A 26,130-nucleotide genomic window follows, 5' to 3' on the forward strand; every position below is an offset into this window, starting at 1 on the left:
GTCATTATAAAAAAATGGGCACCGCTTCACCTATGAGTGTGCAGTGCCCGTTTTTACATAGCATATGAGCTATTTTTTAGGTTGGTTATCATTTTTTTCAATCTGCTCCATAATCCGTTTATGCCGGCGTACATCCCGCTTTGTAATAGGAATGACTTCATGTCGAATCATCTTAAAGAAGGAGACGATGAGTAAGAGCATAACGACGGTAAATGGCAGAGCCGAAATGAGTGAAGCAGTTTGCAGCGCTTCAAGTCCACCTGAAAATAATAGTACACTTGCTATCGCAGCGATCAATACACCCCAGATAACTTTTAATCTGTTGTGAGGGTTCATTGTCCCTTTATCTGTCATACTGGCCATAATAAATGTCGCTGTATCTCCTGATGTAATCAGGAAAATCACGATTAAAACAATCCCCAGAATGGAGGCAATCGTTGTTAACGGAAGTTGCTCCAGCATAAGGAATAAGGCAACAGTCAAATCAGTATCAACCGCTTCGGCAATTGTTGTGCCTTTGTTCAGATCAAAGTAAAGTGCTGAACCGCCAAATACCGCAATCCAGAAACAAGAGATAACCGGCGGAATGATCAAAACACCGACGATAAACTCACGGATTGTACGTCCTCTCGATACGCGCGCTACGAAAGACCCGACGAAAGGTGACCAGGCAATCGCCCATGCCCAGTAGAAAATTGTCCAATCCTTTACCCAAGTGCCCCCTGCATACGGCTGTAAACGTAAGCTGTACTGTACGAAATTCGTAATATAATCACTGATTGCTAAAACGAAACTTTCCATTATGAACACTGTAGGACCTGTAACAAAAACAAATAATAGCAAGATCAGGGCCAAGTACATGTTTACATTACTTAATATACGAATCCCCTTTTGCAGACCGCTAATAGAAGATGCCATATATCCAATGAAAACTATACCTATAATTGCCACTTGCACCCAAATGGAAATCGGTATATTAAAGACGGCATTTAAGCCACCGTTCGTTTGCAGAACACCTAAGCCGATAGATGTCGCAACACCCATTACTGTGGCAATTACAGCCAAAATATCAACCGTATTTTTAATACCGCGATTTGTCCCTGTGACAGGCTCTAACGCTGTGGATATTAATAAATCCCTTTTTTTTGTTGAATTGCATATAGGCCATGACTAACCCGATAATCGCAAAGACTGACCATTGGCTAATTCCCCAGTGGAAAAAAGCATAGCCCATTGCAAGACGGGCTGCATCTGTTGTTTGCGCTTGAACATCGTTAAACGGTGTTTTAAAATAATGACTCATCGGTTCGGCAACACCCCAGAAAACTAATCCGATACCTAGACCTGCCGCAAACAGTAGCGCAATCCATGTATGGAACTTAAATTCCGGTCTTGCATCTTTTCCGCCTAGACGAATTTTTCCGAACTTGGAGATTGCCAGTACTAAAAGAAAGACAATAATAATAAATACGGACAGCAAGTAAAACCATCCAAAATAGTCGGTTGTTAAATTAAATAAATATGTAGCAATATTACTAAAGGCATCGGGTGCCACACTCCCAAAAATAACACAAATTAAAATAAATGCTGCTGATACTGTAAATACAGTATTCGAAAAATATTTCCCTTTCATATGTTCACCTCTTTAAGTACATTGAAGAGAAGATACCCATATTATTCTATTTTTAAACATCCTTACTATGAATGTTACTATTTTTCTATAATTTATTTGGCAATGCTATTTGGATTTTCCCCTATTTTTCATTATTTTCAAGATACCAGATCGACGCATTCGATTCGAAATTTTTCTCTGGCCTGATCAGCTAAAGGTTACTGAATCAGCGAAATTTCGGCAACTTCAAACGGCCTCTTTGCCCGGGTAGATGGCAAATCCATCCTAAGCTTTGCCGCATCCGGGGTTAATATGCTGCAGTGCTTTGTTCACATCCAATTCGAAAAAGATGAACTGAAATAACAAACGGATCATTTTGAAGCACTGCATAGAAGTGTCAAAGTGTTCCGGTTTATTTTTTGCAAAGCAGGACATGTCGCGAAAATACTATTAAATGAATTAGTGGAATTACGCCACCTAAGCATGATTTTTTCGGAGGTAGCTCACTGTCTCTTTACTGAAAACCCGTTTTTCATTCCGGAAATTTGAACGCTGTTTGGATTTTTCATATAAATAGCGTTCTTCGATTGTTTCCGGATAAACTTGCGGGACTTTAGTAGGTTTCCCGGCTGTATCAAGCGCTATAAATGTAAAATAGGAAATCGCCGCAATCTTGCTTTCCCCTGTGCGCATATTTTCGGCATATACTTTTATGAAAACTTCCATCGAGCTCGTCCCTGTCCAGACGACAAACGACTCGAATGTAACGGCTTCCTCCGGACGGATTGGTGTTAGAAATTCTACTGTATCAACCGATGCGGTGACACATTCGCGCCTGCTATGCTTTGCCGCTGATATTGAGGCAACTTGGTCCATATCGCTCAACAGCCTGCCCCCAAACAACGTATTATGGTTATTGAAATCATTCGGGAATACCCGACTGGAACGGATGACTCTCGAGGCATTACAAGGTTTTGACTCTTCCATTTTTTTATCATCTCCAACACATATTATTCTAAATTTTCTAAAAATTCTTTTGTTGACCATATTAAATCATTCCATTTGAAGAATCAATGTTAATTTAAATTATTTTATACTGCTTATTATGTTCGGTCGGTCATTAATTGATTCGATTGGGAGTTGGGATTTTATTAGAAGTTTTGGGGCGGATATTAGAAGTTGGCGGCGTCTTATTAGAACATTCGAGAGGTTTATTTGAACATCTGACAGGTTTATTCCGGAACAAGTTTCACTTACCCCTTATTTTTGCTGAATTTTTTCGGGTGTGTGGTTTTATTAGAACATTTAATGCGGATATTAGAAGTTGGCGGCGTCTTATTAGAACATTCGAGAGGTTTATTTGAACATCTGACAGGTTTATTAGAACAGTTGGCCATTATATTAGAAGTTCCGGATATTATTAGAAGATTTTTTGAGATATTAGAACTTTTTATTTTTTATTAGAACATCTTGGAGAGCCTTAATAAGAAGACTGTAAGGAATGAATCCTACAGCCTATTTCATATACAAATCGACTAATTCATAGCATCTCTCTTTTGTTAACTGCGCTTGTGTGCTTACGTACTGTAGTGTTTCCATCGATCCGCCTTTATACTGCAATGCGTCCTCTGTCGCCTTTTCATCGCGATATTCCAGCCAATCTCGCTGCTCTTCTCGTAGTTTGCCCATGTTATTAGGCGGCAATGTTTTTTTTAGATCTGCGTAGATTTCATTCAATAGCTTATCCCATTCCGAGAATATTTCACCTTGGGCTGCTGTTATTTCCATTTGTGTCCCTTGATCGAAAATTTCATCAAACTTTTTCATACTTTCTTCTACATCCACTAATTTAGCGAGGTACTTTTCCTTCATGCTGACAAATGGGTCTTCGGTTACTCCAGGTGGTGGGTTTCCCTCTTCGTCCCCGTTCGCTGAATTTTGTTCAAAGCTTTCTCGGATGCTGTTGTTGATTTCCGTTTCTGCTTCTACAATCATGTTTTCAAGCTCTTCTTTCAAACTAATGTCCAATTCCGGGTTTTCCAGCAGCGGGTGTGCTTTTTCCAAAACACGGTCCCAATCGCCCTGACTCTTTGCATCCTTCACTTCTTTAAACTCCTGAATTTGTGCAGAGAAAACATTTGTCTCTTCATCGGTTTGGCTACTTTCCTCGATTAGTGTTAATGCTTTTTCATATTCCTCATCTTCCAACGCTACGATGACCTTGTCTTTTAGTTGCTCCTCACTTTCAGTACCGCAGCCGGCTAGCAATAAGCAAGCAGTAAACATTCCTACTAATTTCTTCATGTTGGTTTCCTTCTCTCTATTACAGGCTACTATTTAAGGGCAATTCAATATAAACTTCCGTACCTTTTCCGTATGCGCTATTCACTTCGATTGTCCCGCCGTGCTTTAAAATAATTGTACGGGAAATCGCTAATCCAAGTCCGGCACCAACAGATTTGACATCCGCTTTATAAAAAGAATTCATAATATGCAGTAATTGTTCTTCCTTTATTCCAATTCCCTCATCTCGAATCATACAAATCGCTTTACCGTTCAATTCGTACTGTTTGATCACTATTTCACTATCACGTGGCGAAAACTTAATCGCATTTTCGAGTATATTCAATAAAACTTGCCGGATTTTATCTTCATCGGCGTAAATGTTAACTGGTGTACTGTCAAGTTTCATGCGGATATTCTTTTCATTCGCTTTACTTTGCAACTGTAATGTCACTTCTTCAACCAGAGTCGCATAGGCAAATCTTGTCGGGTGCAGCTCAATCCGGTTTGACTCATATCTTGAGAAATTCAGAAGGTCCTCCACCAATTTTATGAGGCGATCGGACTCACTGTTGATCATCCGTAAACCAAAGTTGATTTCTTTTTCCGTTATTCCATCCGGTGACCCCAGCATTTCAGCCCACCCTTTTATTCCTGTCAGCGGTGTTCGGAGCTCATGGGAAATGGAAGAAATAAAATCATTTTTTAACTGGTCTGTTTTGACAATCTCATCCGCCATATAATTCAGCGTTTTTGACATTTCGCCTAATTCGTCCGGATAATCTTCCTTGATTCTTTTTTCGAAGTGCCCTTTTGCCATCGTTCCTGTAAAGTGAATGATTTCATTAAATGGCTTCACAATCGACTGGGCTAACCGGAGGGCTACAAGAAAGACAATTGCCGCGACTCCGATACAAAGTAAAATGCCGTATCCTAACAGGCTTTGGATGAGGTGGTCGGTCTCTGTTAATGACGTCGTATAGCGGAGTACACCTATCACTTTCCCGTCAAGAATCAGCGGGATATACGTTGCCAAAACTTTCTCTTCTGTCTGTTCAAGCTCCTCCTTTTCATAATAAGGGCTATAGGAAGAAAAGAGATCCGGATTCACTGTATAGCTGGTGTCTTCGTAAAAACCTGTAGAAGACTGAACCATTTCACCATCGCTATTTAACAGCTGCAGTTCTGCACCGTCAAACTCAAAGCTTTTTACACCGAAGTCACCGAAATCTTTTATTCTATCGGAAGTAAGCTCGATTTCATTGGCCCACCTAGGATGGATTGCCTCAACATGTTGTTGAAACGTATTGGCGATACCTTGGTAATAATACTTTGTCACTGCGCCCCAAAACACCGTCATCACAAGGGTTAACGTCAAAATAATGATGATCATGAAATAACGAATGACTCTCCGTTTCATTCGTTAACCTTCCAGTGGTAACCGCGTCCCCATTCTGTACATAAATACATTGGGGAGGAAGGATCTTTTTCGATTTTCTGGCGAATCCTTCTAATGTTGACATCCACTACTTTTAATTCGCCAACATAATGTTCGCCCCACACAACATCCAATAACTCATTCCTTGTAAACAATTCGTTTGGATGCTCCATTAGAAAATGCAGCAGGGAGAATTCAGTCGGTGTCAGTTTCACTACTTCATCAGAACTGTAAAATTTATTGTTTTTTATATCCATTTTGAAGTCTCCGGAAATCAGCATATCGCTCATTTTGGAAGTTGCCGCATCAGTGACATTTATTCTCCGCAAGAGCGAAAAAATTCTTACTTCCAATTCCTGCAGACTAAACGGTTTACATAAATAATCATCGGCCCCTATTACAAGGCCATCGATTTTATCCTTCTGTTGAGTTTTGGCCGTAATCATGATGATGCCTACCTTTTGATTCATTTTCCTGATCTGTTCGCAAACTGCAAATCCATCGATTCCCGGCAACATGAGATCGAGCAAAACAACGTCAAAAATCTTATTTTCAAATAATTGTAATGCCTGTTCTCCTGATTCGGCTTCCACCACTTCATAGCCTTTTTTTCTCAAACTTAATGAGACAAAACTTCGAATGGATAATTCATCTTCAACAACTAGGATGTTTGTCATATTTGCCCCCGCTTACAACTCGAATTGTTCCAAATGAAATGCTTCAACAGGAAAATCCGGGTGTTCTTCTATCGTCGTATAATATATCGTATCTTTCGTTTCTTTTAATATTGTATGCGCAGAATTCGGTGTTTCTTTATTCGCCCATATTACATCAAACAGCAGATTATTGTTGGCAAGTGATACAAGTTGAATGCCGTTTTCTATCTTCTTAATGGTCACTTTACCGTGCCATTTTTCCGGAATATCTATATAAAAAGTATGTTCAAAGTTGGTGGCCCGTTCTGTCACTTGTTTAGAAGTGCCGTTGATGGAATAGGTGACATAGCGCACGATGTACGGAGTTTCAGTTGAGTCTTCCTCTACCCATCCTTCGGGCAAATACGTTTCACCGACTTCCATTATGCCGTCTTCATTCCTATCCGCGCTGTATAAAGGAAGCGATTTATACGCGAGGTCACCCTGTTCAGCACCTACCTTTATCAGTGTTGTACCGTCATAAGCAATAATTTCGGTTAGCATAGCGTTCACACCAATTGCACTATCGACAAATAATGCGTGATTCCCGTCATTTAGTTTTCCGCTCTTCATCCTCTTATGAAAAGCATAGCTGTTTAAAGAAACTGCAGATAGGGACACTAAATCCCCCAATTCATAGTGAAATAATTCAGCGGTATAGAATGCTCTTCTTTCGCCGTCCACAAGAAGAAGTTCCAATTTTTCATCAGTATTATAATCTGAAATATCAAGCCCTTCATAACTGCGTTCGACCGTCTTTTTCAAGCTCCTGTCCTGCCATACATAAATCATCATCTGTTTTTTCGTTTCAAACTCACTTTCGCCTAAACCCACTACTACTTCCATGACCCCGTCTTTATCCAAGTCATGTAGCCCAAAGTAATCGATTGCCTGCCCATTTGGTTCGATATGCGCCGCTTCGTGCCACTTTGCGTTTTCTTCTTGTAAAACAGCGATATGGATTTGCGATTTCTGTTGTGGATTTCTGTATAAGACAATGGCTTCCTGCTGTCCGTCACCATCCAGATCCTCGATAAAAATGGACTGATTTTTATCGTTTTGCACAGGTGTGACAAGTTCACTGGAAGGTGGTAACAATACTTTTAGCTGTTGTTCTAGATTTCTTTTTTGCTCGTCTTGCTGCTGTGGTGAAGTAATTAATTCATTTGGAGATTTTACAAGATCGCATCCCGCGAGCAATGCAATCAATAAAATCGTTACCCATCCAATGCCTTTTCTCATACGCACCCCTAACTAACGCTGGCTTTAATCGTTTTCTGGAATAAGTTTATTATATAGCCAACTCCTACGGAAAGAGTTACAAAAAGGTTACAGTTCAAATTTATGTATAATAGGGAAATGAAAAAACTTGCATCCAATGTTTCGATTGGCTGCAAGCTCTGTCGGAGTTATTTTATAGTGGCTGAACATTTTTCATGATTATTTTACTGTTAGGAAGACTTGGAATGCTCACTTTGCTGTAGCTTAAATCCTGCTCCGGCACATCATAAGTCATTCGGTTCACTAAAAAATCCAGGCTCACTTTCATTACTTCGATTGTTACCCATTCCCCTGCACAGCGGTGGCCCAAATAGTGGTCGCCGCCACCTTGCGGAATAAAGCTGAACGGACTGTCATCCCAATTTTCAAAACGGCTTGGCTGAAATACGTCGGGGTTCTCCCAAATCGCCGGGTCATGATTTGTACCATACAGGTCTAACAGCGTCAATGTTCCTTCTTCGAACGTGTAATCTTTCCACGTAAACGCTTCTTTTACTTCGGCAGCGGCAAATGGGAAGAACGGATAAAAACGGCGCACTTCCTGAACAAACATTTGTGCCAGTTTTCCGTCACCGGATTTCAGCTTCTCACGCTCTTCCGCGTAATGATGGACGGCAAGTGCTGAAAAGTTGATATAAACGGAAATCGCGACGATCGGTCGTAAAATATTGATGACTTCCACTGCGGCGACTTTGGTGTCCAGGAGATTCCCCTCCAGATCCCGATGCCACGAAAATGCGTGCAATGCCGTTCCTTCTTCGGGATTTAATTTACCATCGCGTACTTGGTCGATTAATTCGCCTACCCACTTTTCCACCCGGTTCCGCGCATGTCTTCCCGCCCAATGCGATGGTCCGACAGCAGTTGCCGACTCGAACATTGCCCGTAAATCGTCCGCCAGTTTCTTGATCTCCTCTTCTTCCACCGGCACACCTGCCCACTCACAGGCAGTACGGCACATGATGTCCAATGTTTCTTCGTATAGTTCGATTTCTTCCATCCGCTGCCACTTGTCCAATGCGTGTTCCCACTGTTTCGCATGGATTTCATTCAGTTTTTGTAGTCGCTCGCGGGACATGAGCGACATGAACATTTGTTTACGGTGTTTATGGGCATCGCCATCCAATGTTTGCACACCCTTTTTACCAAACAAGGTTTCAGCCACTCGGTTTGGTGCGACACCCTCTCTTTTAAATTTGCTGTTGTCGTAAAAAACAGCCGCCGCTTCTTTCCCGCCCATACAGATCGCTTTTTTTCCTAGCAGCCGCGTTTCGAATACGTCTGACTGGAAGCTTTGGCGCCTATTTAAAATATAAAGATAACCTTCCCTCAAAAGGCTCAGGCTGTGGTCAAGTCCTTCTTCCTTCGGTACCGAGTTTGTCATTTCATCCATCTCCTTTTATATGAGTAACATTGTTGGTAATCCGTTCCCTGTTTATTCTTCGGAAAAACTTCAGGCGACTCTGGAGCAGAGTAGGATAAAGTGAGTCGACTCTTCCCTGTACTTTTCATTTTGGTAGCAAAACCCCTGTTATGAGAGCTTTTTAACTACATTAAGTGCAATAAAAATACTACCAACCGGAAATATTTTGTTTAACAACCGCTTGTTTGTGTTAACTACAGTAATAACGCTTTTTTTCTGATGACAGAAAAAAAGCTCTACATAAAAATTCGCAGTGCTGTTTTACATTTTTTAATATTAAAAAGGACGTGGTACATGAATGTTGGAAATCGTTAATTTTTTGAATAAGTATGTTTGGAGTAATGCGTTAGTATTTCTATTTTTGGCGGTAGGTCTTATTTTTACGTTGAGAACTCGATTTGTTCAAGTGCGGCGCTTTAAAGATATGATCACATTGCTGTTTGAAAAAAATAATGACAGTGCAGGGATTTCTTCTTTCCAGGCATTGGCGATGTCCTTAGGCAGTCGTATCGGCACAGGTAATATTGTCGGTGTTGCAGCGGCCATCAGCCTCGGTGGTCCCGGTGCGGTTTTCTGGATGTGGGTTATGGGATTTTTAGGTGCAGCCACTTCATTTATTGAAATTACCCTTTCTCAAATTTTCAAAAGTAAAATCGAAGGTGAATACCGCGGCGGAACACCGTTTTATATTTACAAAGGATTGAATTTGAAATGGTTTTCCATCATTTCAGCGACGATTTTAATTATCGTTATCGGGATTTTATGGCCGACAGTACAGGCGAACACGATTGCTTTAACGGTTCAGGAATCATTCAATGTTCCCCCACTTGTAACAGGTTTACTGCTTGCTGCATTAATGGCCGTGATCATTTACGGTGGTGTAAAGCGAATCGCTACTGTTTCGGAATATTTAGTTCCGTTTATGGCTTTAGCTTACGTGACAATTTGTATCGCATTATTAGTCGTTAACATATCCGAAATTCCGGCGATGTTTTCATTAATCGTGACAAGTGCGCTTAACTTGAATGCTACGTTTGCAGGTTTAGTAGGAACCGCCATTGCAATGGGTGTTCAGCGTGGGGTGTTCTCAAGTGCTGCCGGGTTGGGTACGGAAACATTTGAATCCGGTGCAACGAGTGTTTCGCACCCTGCCAAACAAGGGTTAGTACAGGCATTCTCAATTTATATTGATACGTTTTTAATTTGTACAGCGACAGCATTTATGATTTTAATTACAGGTATGTATAATGTTACGCCAAATGCCGGCGAGGCCATCGTATCGAATATTCCGGGTGCAAATCCTGAAATTTATACACAGTCTGCGATGAGTACACTGATCTCTCCGACATTCGGCCAGTACTTTATGACAATATCTTTATTCCTGTTCTGTTTTACTACGTTAATTACGTACTTCTACAAAATGGATACGAATATAGCCTTCATTAAAGAAATGCTGAATATCGGCAAAGCAGGCAAAATCATTACGCATACTGCCCGCATCGGCCTTCTAGGTATGGTTATTTTCGGTGCAGTGAATTCGGCTACACTCATTTGGGCGATTACCGATTTAGGCGTAGGCCTGCTCGGTTGGGTAAACGTTATTACAATCGTACTGCTTTCGAAAACTGCTTTAACCGCACTGAAAGATTACGATACGCAAAAACGCTTGGGCCTTAACCCAACGTTCAACCCATTAGTGTTAGGCATTAAGAACGCGGATTTCTGGGAGGATCTCGAAGCAAGATCTTCGATACCAAATACCGTTCCTTCAAAAGGAAAAACGGTCGTTGCGAAGAAAGTGCGTGAGCGTCTTCAGCCAGTACCGAATCCGTTTTCTGAATAAGTGACAGGCTGACCATTGCTGGATTTTCGGGTAGTGGTCAGCTTTTTTATTTATTATTTCCTTTATATATGGTTCAATTACAGAACAAACGTTCCAATAAAGAGGTGAAGTTTATGGACATCGAACGGCTGCATATCCGCATCATGATTACGTGCTCGATTGTGGGCTTTGCCAAACATGAAGCATTGGCCGCAAGCTATCCGGCAGAGGCAATTGATGATTTGGAACAGCACGGCTATATTGCCCGGACAAGGTATGGCCATTACTACAATACGAAGCTGGCCGCGCAGTATTTGAGAAGATTTATTACAACGTACAGTCCGCGCTTAAAGGTTGCGGAAATGGTGGAACTGTTGGAGCATGCACCCGAATATGTCGTCGTCGATATTGAAACGACGGGGGGCTCTGCTGCAAGGGGTGATAAAATTGTGGAGATTGCCGCGCTGAAAATAAACAACGGAGAAACGGTGGACCTTTTTCACCGCTTTGTGAATCCGGAAAAACCGATCAAAAATTCGCATATCCATGGGATTACGAATGAACGGGTAAAAGATGAGCAAACCATCTCCCCTGTCATTCATGCCTTTAAAGATTTTTTAGGTGATATGCCCATTGTGAGTCACCATATCGGGTTTGACTGGTATAGCTTTCTCGCACTAGAGTTTTTCCGGAACGGTATTCGACCAACGAATCCGGCTGCGTGTACGGTACTGCTTGCACGCAAATATTTGGACAGCCCGAAGAATAACTTGAATGTCATTGCCGAAACGTATAACATTCCGCTGCTTAACCATCATACAGCCGATGCGGATGCGATTTGTGCCAATGAAATACTGCAGCTTATTTTGAAAAAAGCGACTGCACAGTAAGAATGTGTGTGGTCGCTTTTTGTGCTTTTATTAGAATAGTTGAAATGGTTATTAGAAAATGTTCGCAGGGTATTAGAACATCGGAGTGCTTTATTTGAAGATGGCGGCTGTTTATTAGAACAACTCACTGATTTATTAGAAGTTCGCACTTTTATTAGAACATTTTTTTGTTTATTAGAACAATGCAGGACATTATTAGAAGTTCTCAGAATGCATTGTGTTGAAACTATTTCCAGCCTGTCGTCGTAGAATATATAAATTGGAGGTGGATGGATGAGGAACTTCTCTTTATATATGATGTTTACCGGGATATTGATCATCGCCATTAGCGGAAACTGGATTATCTTAAATTATGATAATGTCACGGTTTATCCGAAAACTTCTTATGTTATTTTTACAATCGGGTTAGTATTTGTAGCAGGCGCATTTGTCATGAGCCGTTTCACTACGTACCGTGAAACTGCGAGTACAAATGATAAACGAGACGCATTAAACAGATGGCTTATGGCGAATTATCCGGTTAATAAATGGTTGATTGGCCTCGCCGTTCTTCCTCTTGTCATTGCACCGTTTTATAGCTGGCTGCTGCTTTATACGTTATTTAAGTGGTATTTAATTGTTGGTAGTATGATAGCCGGAATAATTTTCGTGCTGCAAGGTGAACGGGTAGAAGATGATGCGGATTGGCAGTATAAAGGAAAAACAAAGAAAATGCTGGATCTGATCGATTACCGGAAACACCCGTTTAATATTTCGCTTATTCTTTTTATACTCGTCATTGGCAGCTTTATTTTCAGTAAGCAGTGGAATATTCCGCTCCATATGGATGTTGGCGGCAATCCGTACTACGTTGTTACTTTGCCAATCAGTGCATCTGTTATGTCCGCCCTCATGGTAATGAGTACGTTTATTTATATTATCCATCATGGGGATTTCTTCGGATTCCTTAAAGCTGGGCTAAGTTATGAACGAGTCATGGCTGCCCACTTTGGAGAAATTTTTATGTGTAGTCCTACATTGTGTCTTTTAATTTTCACTTGGATTATTTCCTTATCCTCTTATTGGTAGATAGGCACGAAACGGTAAATTTTTGCATACTTTAGCAACAATAAAAAAAGAGGTGAACGATTGAATTCGAATCATGATTATACAACGGCGCAACCGCAGTTTACATTCGATCTTAATAAAAATGCGTTGTTCGTTAAAGACCAGCATAATTTTATCAACCTGCTTGGCGTGAACCAGTTGAATACGCTGGATAATATATCGCTGCTTGATATTTATTTGAGCGCCAATAATGTCATTGAGCCGCACTACCATCAAAATGCGGCGGAACTTGTTTACTGCATTACAGGAAGGGCGATTGTTTCCATATTGAATCCGTTTACGAAACAGCTGATGCATTTCCCGATTAGTCCCGGTCAAGTGGCGAACGTTCCTCAAGGGTGGTGGCATTACGAAGTCGCTACGCAAAACAATACGCATCTGCTTGCCATTTTTAATGCTCCGACACCAGAAGTGATTCTAGGTTCTGATCTGCTTAAGCTGACACCGGCAAATATTATGGCCCATACTTATGGCATGAATGAAAATCTGTGGCAGCAGGCAGTTGCCCCTGTCAGACCGAATACTTTCATCGGTCCGCCAAACCCTTGGCAGCATGCCCAGCCCGGCAATTATGGCGGCGGGTATGGGCAGTGATTGATCTCGGTCGAAGGATCAAATTTCAAAAAGCGCTTGCATAATGATGCGGTCATGTTATGATTATTGTGAAATTAACCCAATATTGGAAGCAGATATTCTGCTCGTAAAACTACTAGGGGCGCCTAATGGCTGAGAAGTACCCTTTGCACCTGATCTAGGTAATACTAGCGTAGGAAAGTAGTATCGATCCCCTATTTTTATTTTTTGTTTAGGCTACGATACCACTTTCTTAATTGAAAGTGGTTTTTTTGTTGCAAAAATTATTGTAAAGGATGGTAAAAATGAATAAAACGAGAAAGCTTACTTACTCCGCGATTATCGCAGCGATCACAACGATTCTCAGCAGTATGGTATACATCCCATTAGGTTTTGCAAAAATTTTTCCGATTCAGCATTTTGCCAATGTCGTATCAGCGGTACTGCTCGGTCCATGGTATGCGGTATTCCAGGCATTTCTTACGTCCACATTGAGAAACTTAATGGGGACAGGCAGTCTATTTGCTTATCCGGGAAGTATGATCGGCGCACTGCTAGCCGCACTTTTGTTTGCGAAAACGAAGAAACTGGCGTTTGCAGCTGTTGGTGAAGTGATTGGAACAGGGTTGCTCGGTGCGGTTGCTACTTATCCGATTGCAATTTTATTTTTAGGTCAGGAAGCAGCGCTGTTCGGCTTTGTACCAGCATTTATGATGAGTTCGTTTGCGGGTGCGCTTTTAGGTTATGGTTTGCTGAAGGTGATGGTGAGAAACCGGGCGTTTGGCGGGATGCTTTATCAGAATGTGGGGTGAGTCGACGGGGTTGGGTTTTTATTTGAAGGTTTCGGGTGGATATTAGAACTTCGGGGCGGGATATTAGAACTTCTGCGTGCTTTATTAGAACAATCTATTGCTGGAAGATTTTCTTCACTGGTCTAGCGGTTTTATTAGAAGAGTTGGAGCAGATATTAGAACTTCGGGGCGGGATATTGGATCTTTCGTGGATTTTATTAGAACAACTTATTTATGGAGAACTATTTTCACCAGCTTATTGATTTTATTAGAAGACTTGAGCGTTTATTAGAACTTCCGGGCGGGATATTTGAAGATCTGCGGATGATATTAGAACAAATCACCTACTTATTAGAACAACCGACACTTATATTAGAAAATCCCACGTTTATTAGAAGATTTTAAACTATATTAGAACAACTCAGCCCTTTATTAGAAAATGAAGCGCCGGGTATTAATGCATGACACCCGGCACAATTTTCAAGCTAAATTAATCTGCCACGACACGCCGTAGCGGTCATTTAGCCAGCCGAACTTCTTACTGAAACCGTAATCCCCGATCGGCATTAGCGGATGTCCGCCTTCGAGCAGTTTTTCATATAGATAGTCGGTTTCCTCTTCGGTATCACATGTAATAAAAATAGAGAACGACGGGGTAAAGTCAAATTCATGTTTTAAATTACTGTCGATGCACATAAATTCCTGACCTTTAATCGAAAAAGTCGCTTGCATGACTTTCCCTTCGTCTCCGCCTTCATTTGCCCCATAGCGGACAATGCTCGTAATTTCCGCATCCTCGATTATGGATGTGTAGAAGTTCATTGCCTCTTCTGCAACTCCGCCTTGAAATATTAAAAATGGTTTTGCGCTTTTCATTGTAGCCTTCCCCTTCCGAAATCAAATTTACACCACTTCAATTTAGCCTATTTTAACCTTTTCCGCGAACTTTTCTACCTATAAAAAGGCATCTCCATATTCGAAGATGCCTTTCGTTTAATATTTAAATTTCGCGATAACGAGCTGTAATTCCTGTGCCAGTTCTGTTAAAGCTTGTGCCGATGTAGAAATTTCTTCAATCGCGATGAGCTGTTGTTCCGAAGATGCGGCTACTTCTTCTGAAATCGCAGCATTGTCTTGCGCAAATAATGCCATTTCACGTACGCTGGAAGATGTTTCGAGAATCGAGGCAGACACTTGCTGTGCTGTTGCCGATACTTCCTCTATTTGCGGTGTTACTTGCTCCATACTTTCGATAATGGTAGAGAACTTCGCCAATGCTTCGTTGGAAACTTCCACACCATTTTCTACCTGGTGGGAAATGCGGTCCATAATCGAGACCGTATTTTCCGTGTCATTCTGAATAGCTGAAATGATTTCATAAATATCCTTTGTCGACTGATGGGACTGATTTGCCAGTTGCTTCACTTCATTGGCGACAACCGCAAAACCTTTCCCGTGTTCCCCTGCTCGTGCCGCTTCAATCGAGGCATTTAATGAAAGCAAGTTTGTCTGTTCAGCGATTCCTGTAATAATATTTAAAATCGAATTCACCTGTTTTGAACGATCATTTAATGACTGGATCGTTTGATGGGACGCGATGACCGACTGATGGATCGATTTCATCTGATTCACAATATTTTCAACAGACTGACCGCCATCATATGCCTGTTTCGTCGTTTCGTTTGTAAGTGCTGAAACTTGCGCCGAGTAATTCGCGATTTGTACAGCGCCCTCCGTTATTTCCTCGAATGCATGGACACTTGTATCGACACTGTCCTTTTGCTTTTCCGCGCTTAGCGATACTTGCTGAATCGAAGCCGAAACTTCCTGTGTCACAGCAGTCGTCTCTTCGGAGTTCGCCGACAACTGTTCTGCTGAAGCCGCGACAAGTTCCGCATTTTGCTCAATTTTATGAATGAGGGATTTGAGGCTTTCCTGCATTTCTCCAAAGGCCTGTCCCAGCTCTCCAATTTCATCCGTCGTTTTCACGTCGATCGTTTGCGTCAGATCGCCATCACTGATCATTAGTGCTTTTTCTTTTAAATCTTTGATCGGTCTAATAATTGAACGGATCAGAATAAAGATTAGCAGTACACCAACTACAACCATAATTAAAATAACGATAATGGTTGCTTTAATTATCGGTGCTGCCGCCTCATCAATTTCATGAAGATACATATTTCCGCCAAGTTTCCAGCCCGTCAATTCGTTTGTGATAAAACGGACTACTTTTTTGTCACCGAAATAATCGTACTCAATCGAGCTCGCTTCGTTACTGTAAAACACATCGTAGAACGACTCTCCAAGTGGCGTGCCTGTTTCCTCTTCAGGGTGGACGATGTATTCGCCCTTTCTATCAAGCAGTACTGCATAGCCCTCTTCCCCAACATTAATCTGGCCTGTTATTTCGGCAATGTGACTTAATTTCAAGTTAATTCCGACTACCCCGCCGGCGATACTTTTTGAAATCGTTACAACTACATTATTACTGCTCGTAGAAATGTATGGATGCGAAATAACGGCCTGTCCTTTATTGGCAATGGCGTCCTTGTACCAGTCACGTTCTGTTACATCGAAATCTTTATCCATTGCCATATACGGCGCAATCGTCACCGATCCGTCATCCTTGCCAAGAAACACGGATTCCGCGTCTTCGTTCAGTTCAACATATTGATCCATGATTTTTGCTATATATTCATCGTCATCACTGCTACTGATTTCTTTCGATAAAAAGTCAACATTATCGATTTTATTTTCCATCAGACTGTTAATCGATGTATTGAGTAATCCCAAGTTTTTGTCGATTGTATTATAATACTGTTCTTTAATTGTATCCGTCGCGATAATTGCGGCAGTTGCCCCAATCGCTATGGATGGTACTAATAAAAATAGGGCAAATGCTAAAATTAGTTTCGGTTGTAGATTTTTGAAATTAAACAAATTGGACTTCCCTTCCTTACTAAGTTCGTAATATGTATTTCGATTAATAGACATTTTTCAAGTCTGTTTCTTATATCACCCTTTCAAGTTCACTACTAATTACTAAAGCCTCTATCTCTTTTTAATTTTCCGAGTAAGTTTTATGCAATAATACTTACTTTAAATAATAAAATTAATATACTAATTTCCTATGTCAGTATACAATTTTCCCTTTACTAAATAAAATAGTGAAAAAGAATACGTTACATTCCTAAAATTCATAGGTAGGGATGGGGTTCGGTTGCTTAATTTATTAGAAGTTTTTATGAAGATATTAGAAGAGTTACATCGAATATTAGAACTTCGGCGAGGTTTATTAGAATAACTTGGATAAGCGGATGCTTTTATGAGTGGGAGCGTTGTATTTTTGGTTTTCGGAGAGAGTATGAGATTTTATTAGAAGAGTTGGGGCAGATATTAGAATATTGGGGGAGGATATTAGAACTTCTGTGGGCGATATTAGCACAAGTTACGGACTTATTAGCATATTTATTACTTATATTAGAAGATCACACTTTTATTAGAACAAATAAAAATATATTAGAACAAATCACCCCTTTATTAGAACATCGCTGCTGAAAATTCAAACACCGAATGGTCATGCTCCCACCCGGTGTTTCATTTTAAGTTCTCTAACCTTGATAGCTCACTTTTCCTGTCTCTACTAATTCCTTCAGACCCATGAACATTAAATTCCAGCCTTGTTCTGTGCCATCTCGCATTTCATCCACAGCTTTTTTTATATCATCATCTGTCCAGTGCTCTTCATTCTCAACATGGATCAGTTGGGTGAACGTCATTTCACTGCCTTGTCCCAACTCTTTCAGCTCCACTGTAATGGTATCTGCCAGTTCACTGAATTGCGGCATCTTAAAAGTGAACACGATTTTTTCAGGCGATTTGATTTCAAGGTATTCGCCGATTGCGCGGTAGTCTTTTCCACCACGGTGGTCGACAATTTCCCAGCCGCCCCCTACTTTCGGGTCATTTTGTGCGACCTTGTTCGTCCCTACCAAAGTAAAGAACCAATTTTTCATCATTTCAGGATTCAGCCATGCGTCAAACACTTTTTCAGGCTTTACATTAAATTCTCTTTTTATCGTTAATGTCGTTGTTGAAATATTGTTCATTCAAATTCTCCTTTTAGTTACTTTAGTTAATTAATAACCTATACACAGGAACTTTAAAAACAATTGCTCCATAAAAAAGTCTCCTGCGAGATTGCCCTCACAGGAGACTTGCTTCAACCATTATTCTCCGAAAACGATATGCCACTCAGCACGGCCAGCTAAAAATTCCTCGGCCAATGCTTTTGCGCCTTCCAAGCTATGGCTTGCCGCCCAGCCGCACTGTACTTCATTGCATGCCGGTACAGATTCTGCCTTCAGCACATCTTGCAGTGTATTTTCAATAATCGTTAATACACCGTCATAGTCATTATAGTTCAGTAATGCCAGGTAGAAGCCTGTTTGGCAGCCCATTGGCGATAGATCAACGACATCTTCACTATGATTGCGGATACGGTCTGCCATTAAATGCTCCAAAGAGTGAAGTGACGGCATTTCCATATGTGCCTTGTTCGGCTGTTTGAAACGGATATCGTATTTTGTTACGACGTCGCCTTTCGCTCCTGTTTTAGTACCGGCAAGGCGTACGTATGGTGCCACTACTTTCGTATGGTCTAGATCAAAGCTCTCTACATTTGTTTTCTCTGTTGTCATGTTGAATCCCCCTAGTTAGATAAATTGCATCGATTTTATAAATTGTTGAATCCGTTCGTTATTGTTCGCTGTAAAGAAGTTTTCGGTTACGCCGTCATAGCCGATTTCACCGTTTTCCAGAAATAGAATCCGGTCTGCCACTTCGCGCGCAAAATTCAGGTTGTGCGTCACGATAATCATCGACTTGCCTTCTTCCGCCAAATCTTTCAGCACCTTCAGCACTTCCCCCTCAAGCTCGGGATCCAGTGCACTCGTCGGCTCATCGAACAGTAGAAACTGCGGTTCCATCGCCAATGCTCTTGCGATGGCGACACGCTGCTGCTGCCCTCCGGAAAGTTGCGACGGATACTGGTCTGTTTTATGACTCAGGCCAACCTTCTCCAATAACTGCTGCGCCTTTTGTCTTGCAGCCGCTTTATCTTTCCTTAAAACGGTAACCGGCCCTTCCATCACATTTTCAAGCACTTTCATATGCGGGAACAGATTGAAGCTTTGGAATACCATCGCCGTATTTTGACGAATTGAAAGCAGGTTCTTTTGAGAAATCGGCTTGTTCAGTTCAACTGTCTGGTTGCCGACTGTCAAAATTCCTTTTTCAGGTCGCTCCAATAAATTGATACAGCGCAGCAGCGTCGATTTCCCTGAACCGGATGGACCTAAAATAACTGTTGTTTCGCCTTCATGAAATGTTAAATTGATATTTTTCAATGCCTCGTTCTCGCCAAAGAACTTCGACATTTGCTGAAATTGTACGATAATAAGCCCTCCCTTCTAGCACTTCACCTGACACTCTTATACATACTTTGATGCGTATTTTTCCAGGCGGCTTTGAATGACCATCAGAATACTGATAAAGATTAAATAGATGACCGCACAAAGCGAATAAATCATAAGCGGCTCATATGTACGCGCGGTAATTTGCTGTCCGACCATGAATAGATCCGCAAGTGTGATACTCGCTACTAAAGAGGTCCCTTTCACCAGATCGATAAAATCATTGGCCACTGACGGCAATGAAATTCGGACAGTTTGCGGTGCGATCACTCGTCGCATCATTTGCCAATATGTCATACCGAGAGATTCTGCAGCTTCCCATTGCCCTTTTGGAATGGCCAAGATCGAAGCCCGAATCGATTCGGATGCATAGGCGCCCGTATTCAGTGAAAATGTAATAATCGCCGCTGTCCATGCATCAAGGGTAATCCCCAATTTCGGAAGACCGAAGAATACGATAAACAATGTTACCAATAATGGTGTTCCACGAAATACCCAGACGTACGTACCGAAAATCCAGCGTAATACTTTGTAGTTTGAGATTCTAGCCAGTGCCGTCACAACTGCGATGACCAGTGCTATGGCAAAGGCAATGAGCGATAGCGGAATGGTAACAAGAAGTCCTGCTTTTAAAATCGGCCAGATCGAGTTAAGTAAAATATCCATTTCTCTACTCATCCACTAACACTCCTTTCTATAGTTAAATCCACGTAAAAAAGGCCGTCGAAACGACCTTTCCATTAGTTGTTTGAAATAACATTTTCACCAAAATATTTTTCCGAAATTGCTTCGAATGTACCGTCTTCAGTACGTTCTTTAATAATTTCATTTAACTTCTCACGGAACTCATCGTTTTCTTTATTTAAAATTAATGCGATATCAGTTGAATTGATCGCACCGTCCAGTACCTTCAATTTCGTATCCGGCTGCTCCTGCAAGTATGTCAGGAATGTCACACGGTCATGGATTGTTCCATCTGCACGGCCTTGTACAACAAGCTCGATTGAACTCATCAGATCATTTGTTGCCACTACTTCTGCACCAAGCGCTTCTGCATCGCGGGCAAAGTTACTTGTAATTGTTTGTGAAGATTTTTTACCGTCCATATCAGCCGGCTCTTTAATTTCCGTGTTATCCGTATGTACGGCAACTACTGCTTCTGATTTCATATATGGCGTCGAGAAGTCGTACTTTTCTTTACGCTCATCTGTAATCGATACGTTGTTAATTACGAAATCGTATTTATCTGTATCTAAACCTGCAATTAATGAATCCCATTTTGTTTCAACATATTCCGCTTCAACACCAAGGTCTTTTGCGATCTGATCGGCAATTTCATATTCAAAGCCTGTTAATGCCCCTGATACATCATGGAAGCTGAATGGAGGGAATGTTCCTTCAAGACCGATTTGGATTTTTCCGTCTGCCTGGATTTCCTCTAATTTATTTTTTGCCTCACTTGCGTTTTCCTCTGATTTGTCGCCACCACATGCTGCTAAAACAAGCGCTGATAATGTAACGATTGATAATAATTTTTTCATGCTAAATGCCTCCGCTGTTAATTCCTAGTTATTTAATGAGCTTTATATTATAACAGGGTAATAATAAAAACAATCTTTATTTTCTGAACAATTTTTAAATTTAGAACTATTAGTTAATGAAAGCTAGGAAACGTGCGCTAGGCAGATAAAAAGTGCCAATTTCCTCAAATGGAAAATTGACACGTTCACGTTACTTTTTTAAAGAAAATGGCGCTGTTCCTTTTTGCAGGAAAGCACCCTTTCGTTCAATCTATTATTCTTCATAAATCATTTTCTTCGTCATTCCGCCATCGATTGTCAGATCCGTCCCGGTAATAAAATCATTTTCCGGGTTCGCTAAATACAGACAGGCGCGGGCAATATCATCCGGTTTGCCGACACGGTTGGAAAAATGCTGGTTATGGTCGACCGGTCTAAGGGCATCATAATCCCCTGTTTCAATCCAACCCGGTGAAATGCTGTTTACTGTAATGTTCAGCTCACTGAACGAGCTTGCCAATGCATGAGTAAGAGCCAGGATTCCTCCTTTTGATGCGGCATAGCCTTCTGAATTCGGTTCGGACATGACCGCACGTGTTGAAGCGAGATTAATGATTGCCCCGCCGCTGTTCATCCGTTTTGCCGCTTCACGCGAACATAAAAAGACACTGCGCAAATTCGTATTGATGATGTCATCCCAGTCTTCGAGCGATAATTCCAGCGGTGAAATCCATTTCCCTTTTCCCGCATTATTGATCAGTATATGAATCTCGCCAAAACGGGCTGCTGCTGTTTCCATCAATTGACGAACGCTCTCTTCACTGCGTACGTCCGTCTCTGCAAAAATGGCGGAGTACCCTTCCTTTTGCAGTTCGCCTGCCAGCTGGACACCTAAGTCATGTTCGATATCGGCGATGACAACATTGGCACCGGCTTTTGCAAAATGGGTTGCTACGGTGCGCCCGATTCCTTGCGCTGCACCTGTGACGATAACGGTTTTGTTCTGGAACATTGGTTGAATTCCTCCTTTGTCAATTGCTTAGTAAGAGTGTAACTGAAATGTGTTGAGATTTCGTGTTTGAGGTTGTGCTTTTTTAGAGTGGGTGCGCGTTGTAGGGGTTTAATTAGAAAAGTTTTGGCGGATATTAGAAGAGTTGCATGAGGTTTTAGAACTTTGGTGAGGGTTATTAGAAGATCTCGATTTGCCGGTGGTTTTTAAGTTTTTTGCGGATAGGACCGTGATTTTATTAGAAAAGTTCGGATACTTATTAGAAGAGTTACGTGAGTTATTAGAAATATGGCCAGGTTTATTAGAAGATATCGGGTAAGTGCGTGCTTTTTTAGTTAAAAGCGTTTAGTTTTAGGCTGTTCAGTGGCGGGGCAGGATTTTATTAGAAGAGTTCAGGTACTTATTAGAAGAGTTGAATAGGATATTAGAACATTTGAGTACTTTATTTGAATAGTTGGAGCACTTATTAGAAAAAATAGAATTTATATTAGAACTTCTCACTTTTATTAGAAGATTTTTCGAGATATTAGAACAATGGAGAACTTTATTAGAAAATCAGCCTCGCTGCAATCGGATTCGCCATCTACTAGAACGAGTAATTGCCTCGCTTTCATGCTATAATAGACGGAGCGGATCATTGCTAGTAAGGCAATGACAAAGGAGACAAAATAATGAGTCAACAAAATCAAGAATCAGCACAACAATTACCTGAGAACTTCAGTGAATTAAAGAAGGCCGTAAATCGTACAGCAGACTGGGAAGCACGTTTAGAAGCGGTTCAGGAACTGGCGAAAATTAAAGCGGATGAATCGATCAAAATTTTGCAATATGTGGCGAAAGCGGATTTAGTAACGAAAGTTCGTGATGCTGCTGCGAAACATTTAAAGAAAATGGGTCAGCAAGTCGAACCTTCTGAAGCACCTAAAGGCGAATTGTTCAAAGACCTGCGCAAAATTTTCAAGCGTATTAAGAAGAGCTTGCCTGCGGACCATACGTATGAAGACTTCAAAGTAAAATTGGAGAAAATGCGCATCGATATTTACAACACATATGAAGGCGAAAAAGGCGCACAGTTTGACGCTTGGCTGAAGGATATGTGGGAAACAACGACAACTCGAAAATAACACCAGTGAACACGGATTAAATTCCGTGTTTTTTATTATGTAAAAATAGCGCTCTCCTTATTGGAAAGCGCCACTACAAAACTATTAATATTCTCTTTGAGCATCTGTTGCATCGGCTCTATCAAATACTTGTCTATCAATATATTTATGGAAGAACCATTCCCCTAAACCGATGACTACCGCTGAAACAATGGCAGCTGCTACAATATTGTCGCTGTTTTCAGAATAGCTTTGTCCCATAAAGTAAATAACAATTGCTGCTAGAAGGACATCCGACAATGTAGCGACGATATTTCTTTTATCCTGCTCTGCACGGGCACCGGCATTCTGGAAAATCCCTAAATCCCCTACAACATAAGCTAAAAGTGTTAACACTAAACTGATTACTAATGTGTCGCTAAATGCAAAACCAAAAACCCCTGCAAGAATAATACCTAAAACTGCCGCAATCATCACAAATTTAATAACCAAAGCTTTCAAATGATTCATTTAGAACCCCTCCTTAATTTTGTTATACAGCATTAATACCCAACTCATATATTTTTACTCATATTCTGAGAAAATTATTAAATTAATATTTTGGAATAAATTCAATCGTTCGCTAGTATATCTTTTAAAGGAACGGAAAAAATAGTGGAGATAAACAGATGAGGTGAACAGAGTGGGTATTTTTGATGGATTGATGGGCAATGCAAGTGAATTGAAGGCAGAAGAGGTTCAAAAAGAGATGGCTGAAATCATTGCGAGTAATGAAGTAGTCAAGCATGCGTATAAAGTAATACGAGATACGTTTATCTTTACAAACAAACGCTTGATCCTTGTTGATAAACAGGGCATGACCGGGAAGAAAACGGAGTATATGTCCATTCCGTACAAGAGCATTACAAATTTTTCGATCGAAACAGCCGGCACGTTTGATTTGGATGCAGAGCTGAAAATCTGGGTTTCCGGCAATAGCGTCCCTCTTCAAAAGAAGTTTAACAAAGCGACAAATATTTATGCTGTACAGCGTGTTTTGGCAGAAAATATTTTGTCTTCTTAACAATTAAAACGAACGATTATGGATGCTTCTTTACCGGAGAAGCCGAATCGTTCGTTTTTTTGCTTCTTTTATATTTTGTGATTTATGATATGGTAGAAGCAATATGGGTATTAGAAGATTTTCCATTATATTAGAACATCTTCATGCTTTATTAGAACTTCCGCAGCACATATTTGAACATCGGGCACACTTATTAGAAGATCGTACATATATATTAGAAAATCCCAGTTTTATTAGAACATTTTTCAGTTTATTAGAACATTGAGCGGTGATATTAGAACTTTTCCGCACCCACACACTCTACGAAAGCGAGGAACCCTTCATGCAAATCGAACTCGATACAAATACGAAAAAATGGATGCAGTCAAAAAGCAAGCCTGTTTCCGTAAGAACTATATCTGTGAACGCTTGCTGTGCCCCGCCCGTACAGGAATTGATGACTCATTTAGGAAAGCCGAAAGACGTGCACAACTATCAGGAAATCAAAATCGATGACCTGTCCATTTACGTGGAGAAGCACCTTTCCCAAAATGAAAAGATGACATTGAAGCTTACAGGCATCGGCATTTTCAAAATGATTTCGGCTAAGTTAGGCTAGTAGGCAATTCCCACGCGCGCCTTTATAAAATCGCCGCTTTCCAATAAGCTATAGGCAAAGTCCGCGGTATCCGGGACTGAAATTTGGCTGCCGTCTACCGGTAGGAAATCTCGTTCTGTCCGGTAGTTCCCGAGCCGTTCCCCGTCCGGCAAATAGGTCGGGCAGACAATTGTCCAATCAAGTTCAGACTGCTCCAGCAACTCATACACTTTATGATGTTCTTCTGCAGCACGGGTTAATTTCCGCTTTGATTCGCTTGACTGGTAGCGCAGCAGTTCCGGGCTTACGCGACTTTGCAGGATGCCGGCAGTACCGATTGTAATGATTCGTTTAATGTCTTCCTTTTCCATTGCATCAATAATGAACGGCATGCTTTCCGTAAGAGTCGTTCCCCCATCTGTATTCAAGGCACTCATTACCACATCCGCCCCATTCATTGCCTGCTCAACATCTTTTTTACTCAGCACATTCCCCTGAATAACCGTCAGATTTTTATGCTGGAACTGAATTTTCTCCGGTGTGCGAACGAGAACCGTCACCTGATGGCCCTCCAGAAGCGCATTCTTAACTAAATGGCTTCCAACCCGGCCCGTACCGCCTAAAATTAATAACTTCATTTGGTCAACCTTCTTTCGTAAATAAATGATTAGCTCAAACAAATAAACAGCCGGCCCCGGATTCCCGGTCCCAACTGTCTTAATATAATCAGTACTTTGTATTTAATTATCCTTCAATATAGTTCGCTTCCAGACCGCGCGCTACTTCCTTCGCTTTCTCCATAACTGCCCGGTGTGCTACCGCCACATACAGTTCACTCTCGTAAAAGCGGAACGGGATTTCCTGACCTTCGTATTGCCACATGAAGAAGTCGCCGCTAATTTTCATGTTGACACCGTCTTGAGTGACACTATAAAAATCTCTGTACTCGAAATCCAATTTAGTCGCAAAGAAGTTCTGACATTCCTGTAGGCTTAGCGAAGGATTCCCTTCCTGATTATGACGTGTAATTTTATATCGTGGATTCATTCGTGTATTCATTAAAAATCTCCTTTAATAACCATCTATCGTTTCATTATAATTGGTTGCCATCGTTAAGGCAAAAGACTGGATTCAAACAATACCAGGCTTCCAAAATAGATACCCCGCCGATTTATTTCTACCTTGTATCATAATTTATATTCAATTTAAGTTTATTTAAATCTTTATCTATTTTAGAAATTAATATATGTAACTCTTCATTTTCAGAAGGGGTAAAGGTTTCGCCACAGCGTTCCCTTAAGAGTACTGCTTGATTTATAAGTCTCAAACACGTTTTAATCAACGCCAAGTCCTTTTCGATCGCCTCTTTGCTTATGTCTATTTCGCCCATTTATAACACTCCCTTCCATAAATTATATAACAGGAAGTATAAAAATACCCCCCTTTACTCTAAGTACTTAAAGGAGAGT

Annotated in this window: 26 protein-coding genes, 1 pseudogene and 1 riboswitch; of the genes and pseudogenes, 8 read left to right on the top strand and 19 right to left on the bottom strand. The window is 41.0% G+C overall.

The annotated features are described in order from the left end of the window. Nucleotides 1-69: 69 nt before the first annotated feature. From MKZ25_RS15150 to MKZ25_RS15180, 7 genes and pseudogenes are all read right to left on the bottom strand, one after another. A pseudogene (locus MKZ25_RS15150) lies at nucleotides 70-1,633 on the bottom strand (BCCT family transporter). A 456-nt stretch (nucleotides 1,634-2,089) separates the two neighbouring features. Further along, the gene (locus tag MKZ25_RS15155) at nucleotides 2,090-2,599 is read right to left on the bottom strand and encodes an acyl-CoA thioesterase (RefSeq protein ID WP_340802223.1); all 510 of its coding nucleotides are present in this window, start codon (nucleotides 2,597-2,599) and stop codon (nucleotides 2,090-2,092) included. 528 nt (nucleotides 2,600-3,127) lie between these two features. Continuing rightward, nucleotides 3,128-3,916 carry a lysozyme inhibitor LprI family protein gene (locus MKZ25_RS15160; RefSeq protein ID WP_340802224.1) on the bottom strand — a complete coding sequence of 263 codons (789 nt, stop codon included), beginning with the start codon at nucleotides 3,914-3,916 and terminating at the stop codon, nucleotides 3,128-3,130. Between the two features lie 19 nt (nucleotides 3,917-3,935). Then, nucleotides 3,936-5,315, bottom strand: coding sequence for a HAMP domain-containing sensor histidine kinase (locus tag MKZ25_RS15165; RefSeq protein ID WP_340802226.1), 1,380 nt, complete (start codon nucleotides 5,313-5,315; stop codon nucleotides 3,936-3,938). Next, nucleotides 5,312-6,010, bottom strand: coding sequence for a response regulator transcription factor (locus MKZ25_RS15170; protein ID WP_340802227.1), 699 nt, complete (start codon nucleotides 6,008-6,010; stop codon nucleotides 5,312-5,314). The genes MKZ25_RS15165 and MKZ25_RS15170 overlap by 4 nt, the downstream gene beginning before the upstream one ends. 12 nt (nucleotides 6,011-6,022) lie before the next feature. Then, nucleotides 6,023-7,270, bottom strand: a complete 1,248-nt coding sequence (locus MKZ25_RS15175) for an FG-GAP repeat domain-containing protein (protein WP_340802228.1) — start codon at nucleotides 7,268-7,270, stop codon at nucleotides 6,023-6,025. 172 nt (nucleotides 7,271-7,442) lie between these two features. Beyond that, complete coding sequence (locus tag MKZ25_RS15180) at nucleotides 7,443-8,693, bottom strand: cytochrome P450 (protein WP_340802229.1); 1,251 nt, start codon at nucleotides 8,691-8,693, stop codon at nucleotides 7,443-7,445. Nucleotides 8,694-9,030: 337 nt separating this feature from the next. Here MKZ25_RS15180 and MKZ25_RS15185 point away from each other — a divergent pair, with 337 nt between their 5' ends. The 5 genes from MKZ25_RS15185 to thiW all read left to right on the top strand — a co-directional run bounded on the left by MKZ25_RS15185 (nucleotide 9,031) and on the right by thiW (nucleotide 13,936). Then, nucleotides 9,031-10,575 (top strand): alanine/glycine:cation symporter family protein, encoded by a 1,545-nt coding sequence (locus MKZ25_RS15185; protein ID WP_340802230.1) that lies wholly within the window; start codon nucleotides 9,031-9,033, stop codon nucleotides 10,573-10,575. A gap of 113 nt (nucleotides 10,576-10,688) precedes the next feature. Further along, complete coding sequence (locus MKZ25_RS15190) at nucleotides 10,689-11,444, top strand: 3'-5' exonuclease (protein WP_340802231.1); 756 nt, start codon at nucleotides 10,689-10,691, stop codon at nucleotides 11,442-11,444. A 273-nt stretch (nucleotides 11,445-11,717) separates the two neighbouring features. Continuing rightward, nucleotides 11,718-12,512 carry a nucleotidyltransferase gene (locus MKZ25_RS15195; protein ID WP_340802232.1) on the top strand — a complete coding sequence of 265 codons (795 nt, stop codon included), beginning with the start codon at nucleotides 11,718-11,720 and terminating at the stop codon, nucleotides 12,510-12,512. Between the two features lie 60 nt (nucleotides 12,513-12,572). After that, on the top strand, nucleotides 12,573-13,145 hold the full coding sequence (locus tag MKZ25_RS15200) for a cupin domain-containing protein (RefSeq protein WP_340802233.1): 573 nt from the start codon (nucleotides 12,573-12,575) through the stop codon (nucleotides 13,143-13,145). 107 nt (nucleotides 13,146-13,252) lie between these two features. Beyond that, a riboswitch (TPP riboswitch) is annotated at nucleotides 13,253-13,341 on the top strand. Between the two features lie 88 nt (nucleotides 13,342-13,429). After that, entirely contained in the window at nucleotides 13,430-13,936 is a 507-nt protein-coding gene (gene thiW / locus MKZ25_RS15205; protein ID WP_340802234.1) for an energy coupling factor transporter S component ThiW, read from the top strand. Between the two features lie 459 nt (nucleotides 13,937-14,395). Here thiW and MKZ25_RS15210 read toward each other — a convergent pair whose 3' ends face one another. From MKZ25_RS15210 to MKZ25_RS15245, 8 genes are all read right to left on the bottom strand, one after another. After that, nucleotides 14,396-14,791 (bottom strand): VOC family protein, encoded by a 396-nt coding sequence (locus tag MKZ25_RS15210; RefSeq protein WP_340802235.1) that lies wholly within the window; start codon nucleotides 14,789-14,791, stop codon nucleotides 14,396-14,398. Between the two features lie 117 nt (nucleotides 14,792-14,908). Beyond that, nucleotides 14,909-16,855: a methyl-accepting chemotaxis protein gene (locus MKZ25_RS15215; protein ID WP_340802236.1), complete on the bottom strand. Its 1,947-nt coding sequence runs from the start codon at nucleotides 16,853-16,855 to the stop codon at nucleotides 14,909-14,911. A 671-nt stretch (nucleotides 16,856-17,526) separates the two neighbouring features. Further along, nucleotides 17,527-18,024: an SRPBCC family protein gene (locus MKZ25_RS15220; protein WP_340802237.1), complete on the bottom strand. Its 498-nt coding sequence runs from the start codon at nucleotides 18,022-18,024 to the stop codon at nucleotides 17,527-17,529. Nucleotides 18,025-18,144: 120 nt separating this feature from the next. Further along, a complete protein-coding gene (locus MKZ25_RS15225) occupies nucleotides 18,145-18,615 on the bottom strand; it encodes an S-ribosylhomocysteine lyase (RefSeq protein WP_079524304.1) in 471 nt (156 codons plus the stop codon). A 15-nt stretch (nucleotides 18,616-18,630) separates the two neighbouring features. Next, nucleotides 18,631-19,371: an amino acid ABC transporter ATP-binding protein gene (locus MKZ25_RS15230; protein WP_445326884.1), complete on the bottom strand. Its 741-nt coding sequence runs from the start codon at nucleotides 19,369-19,371 to the stop codon at nucleotides 18,631-18,633. 36 nt (nucleotides 19,372-19,407) lie between these two features. Further along, nucleotides 19,408-20,067, bottom strand: a complete 660-nt coding sequence (locus tag MKZ25_RS15235) for an amino acid ABC transporter permease (protein WP_079524306.1) — start codon at nucleotides 20,065-20,067, stop codon at nucleotides 19,408-19,410. A 62-nt stretch (nucleotides 20,068-20,129) separates the two neighbouring features. Continuing rightward, nucleotides 20,130-20,930 (bottom strand): transporter substrate-binding domain-containing protein, encoded by an 801-nt coding sequence (locus tag MKZ25_RS15240; RefSeq protein WP_340802239.1) that lies wholly within the window; start codon nucleotides 20,928-20,930, stop codon nucleotides 20,130-20,132. Between the two features lie 253 nt (nucleotides 20,931-21,183). Next, nucleotides 21,184-21,921 (bottom strand): SDR family NAD(P)-dependent oxidoreductase, encoded by a 738-nt coding sequence (locus tag MKZ25_RS15245; RefSeq protein WP_340802240.1) that lies wholly within the window; start codon nucleotides 21,919-21,921, stop codon nucleotides 21,184-21,186. 668 nt (nucleotides 21,922-22,589) lie between these two features. Between MKZ25_RS15245 and MKZ25_RS15250 the strand changes: the two genes are divergently transcribed. Beyond that, nucleotides 22,590-23,042: a HEAT repeat domain-containing protein gene (locus MKZ25_RS15250; RefSeq protein ID WP_340802241.1), complete on the top strand. Its 453-nt coding sequence runs from the start codon at nucleotides 22,590-22,592 to the stop codon at nucleotides 23,040-23,042. A gap of 84 nt (nucleotides 23,043-23,126) precedes the next feature. On the opposite strand, the gene MKZ25_RS15255 is transcribed toward MKZ25_RS15250, so the two are convergent. Next, entirely contained in the window at nucleotides 23,127-23,531 is a 405-nt protein-coding gene (locus MKZ25_RS15255; protein WP_340802243.1) for a DUF2512 family protein, read from the bottom strand. Nucleotides 23,532-23,703: 172 nt separating this feature from the next. Here MKZ25_RS15255 and MKZ25_RS15260 point away from each other — a divergent pair, with 172 nt between their 5' ends. Both MKZ25_RS15260 and MKZ25_RS15265 read left to right on the top strand, forming a co-directional pair. Continuing rightward, complete coding sequence (locus MKZ25_RS15260) at nucleotides 23,704-24,084, top strand: PH domain-containing protein (RefSeq protein ID WP_340802244.1); 381 nt, start codon at nucleotides 23,704-23,706, stop codon at nucleotides 24,082-24,084. Nucleotides 24,085-24,406: 322 nt separating this feature from the next. Then, nucleotides 24,407-24,682: a CC/Se motif family (seleno)protein gene (locus MKZ25_RS15265; protein ID WP_340802245.1), complete on the top strand. Its 276-nt coding sequence runs from the start codon at nucleotides 24,407-24,409 to the stop codon at nucleotides 24,680-24,682. On the opposite strand, the gene MKZ25_RS15270 is transcribed toward MKZ25_RS15265, so the two are convergent. From MKZ25_RS15270 to MKZ25_RS15280, 3 genes are all read right to left on the bottom strand, one after another. Then, on the bottom strand, nucleotides 24,679-25,299 hold the full coding sequence (locus MKZ25_RS15270) for an NAD(P)-dependent oxidoreductase (protein WP_340802246.1): 621 nt from the start codon (nucleotides 25,297-25,299) through the stop codon (nucleotides 24,679-24,681). The genes MKZ25_RS15265 and MKZ25_RS15270 overlap by 4 nt on opposite strands. A gap of 106 nt (nucleotides 25,300-25,405) precedes the next feature. Beyond that, nucleotides 25,406-25,720: an excinuclease gene (locus MKZ25_RS15275; protein ID WP_340802247.1), complete on the bottom strand. Its 315-nt coding sequence runs from the start codon at nucleotides 25,718-25,720 to the stop codon at nucleotides 25,406-25,408. Nucleotides 25,721-25,838: 118 nt separating this feature from the next. Next, complete coding sequence (locus MKZ25_RS15280) at nucleotides 25,839-26,051, bottom strand: phosphoglycerate mutase (RefSeq protein ID WP_340802248.1); 213 nt, start codon at nucleotides 26,049-26,051, stop codon at nucleotides 25,839-25,841. Nucleotides 26,052-26,130: the final 79 nt, after the last annotated feature.

This window comes from Solibacillus sp. FSL W7-1464, assembly GCF_038004425.1.
Taxonomy (GTDB): domain Bacteria; phylum Bacillota; class Bacilli; order Bacillales_A; family Planococcaceae; genus Solibacillus.

Bases quoted from the DNA above. Each gene is read 5' to 3' on its own strand.
- MKZ25_RS15225 (WP_079524304.1), bottom strand. From the start codon at position 18,615: ATGACAACAGAGAAAACAAATGTAGAGAGCTTTGATCTAGACCATACG.
- MKZ25_RS15170 (WP_340802227.1), bottom strand. From the start codon at position 6,010: ATGACAAACATCCTAGTTGTTGAAGATGAATTATCCATTCGAAGTTTT.
- MKZ25_RS15255 (WP_340802243.1), bottom strand. From the start codon at position 23,531: ATGAATCATTTGAAAGCTTTGGTTATTAAATTTGTGATGATTGCGGCA.
- MKZ25_RS15185 (WP_340802230.1), top strand. From the start codon at position 9,031: ATGTTGGAAATCGTTAATTTTTTGAATAAGTATGTTTGGAGTAATGCG.
- MKZ25_RS15175 (WP_340802228.1), bottom strand. From the start codon at position 7,270: ATGAGAAAAGGCATTGGATGGGTAACGATTTTATTGATTGCATTGCTC.
- MKZ25_RS15275 (WP_340802247.1), bottom strand. From the start codon at position 25,720: ATGAATACACGAATGAATCCACGATATAAAATTACACGTCATAATCAG.
- MKZ25_RS15280 (WP_340802248.1), bottom strand. From the start codon at position 26,051: ATGGGCGAAATAGACATAAGCAAAGAGGCGATCGAAAAGGACTTGGCG.
- MKZ25_RS15240 (WP_340802239.1), bottom strand. From the start codon at position 20,930: ATGAAAAAATTATTATCAATCGTTACATTATCAGCGCTTGTTTTAGCA.
- MKZ25_RS15245 (WP_340802240.1), bottom strand. From the start codon at position 21,921: ATGTTCCAGAACAAAACCGTTATCGTCACAGGTGCAGCGCAAGGAATC.
- MKZ25_RS15155 (WP_340802223.1), bottom strand. From the start codon at position 2,599: ATGGAAGAGTCAAAACCTTGTAATGCCTCGAGAGTCATCCGTTCCAGT.
- MKZ25_RS15235 (WP_079524306.1), bottom strand. From the start codon at position 20,067: ATGAGTAGAGAAATGGATATTTTACTTAACTCGATCTGGCCGATTTTA.
- MKZ25_RS15160 (WP_340802224.1), bottom strand. From the start codon at position 3,916: ATGAAGAAATTAGTAGGAATGTTTACTGCTTGCTTATTGCTAGCCGGC.
- MKZ25_RS15265 (WP_340802245.1), top strand. From the start codon at position 24,407: ATGCAAATCGAACTCGATACAAATACGAAAAAATGGATGCAGTCAAAA.
- MKZ25_RS15165 (WP_340802226.1), bottom strand. From the start codon at position 5,315: ATGAAACGGAGAGTCATTCGTTATTTCATGATCATCATTATTTTGACG.
- MKZ25_RS15195 (WP_340802232.1), top strand. From the start codon at position 11,718: ATGAGGAACTTCTCTTTATATATGATGTTTACCGGGATATTGATCATC.
- MKZ25_RS15190 (WP_340802231.1), top strand. From the start codon at position 10,689: ATGGACATCGAACGGCTGCATATCCGCATCATGATTACGTGCTCGATT.
- MKZ25_RS15220 (WP_340802237.1), bottom strand. From the start codon at position 18,024: ATGAACAATATTTCAACAACGACATTAACGATAAAAAGAGAATTTAAT.
- MKZ25_RS15250 (WP_340802241.1), top strand. From the start codon at position 22,590: ATGAGTCAACAAAATCAAGAATCAGCACAACAATTACCTGAGAACTTC.
- MKZ25_RS15270 (WP_340802246.1), bottom strand. From the start codon at position 25,299: ATGAAGTTATTAATTTTAGGCGGTACGGGCCGGGTTGGAAGCCATTTA.
- MKZ25_RS15180 (WP_340802229.1), bottom strand. From the start codon at position 8,693: ATGACAAACTCGGTACCGAAGGAAGAAGGACTTGACCACAGCCTGAGC.
- MKZ25_RS15210 (WP_340802235.1), bottom strand. From the start codon at position 14,791: ATGAAAAGCGCAAAACCATTTTTAATATTTCAAGGCGGAGTTGCAGAA.
- thiW (WP_340802234.1), top strand. From the start codon at position 13,430: ATGAATAAAACGAGAAAGCTTACTTACTCCGCGATTATCGCAGCGATC.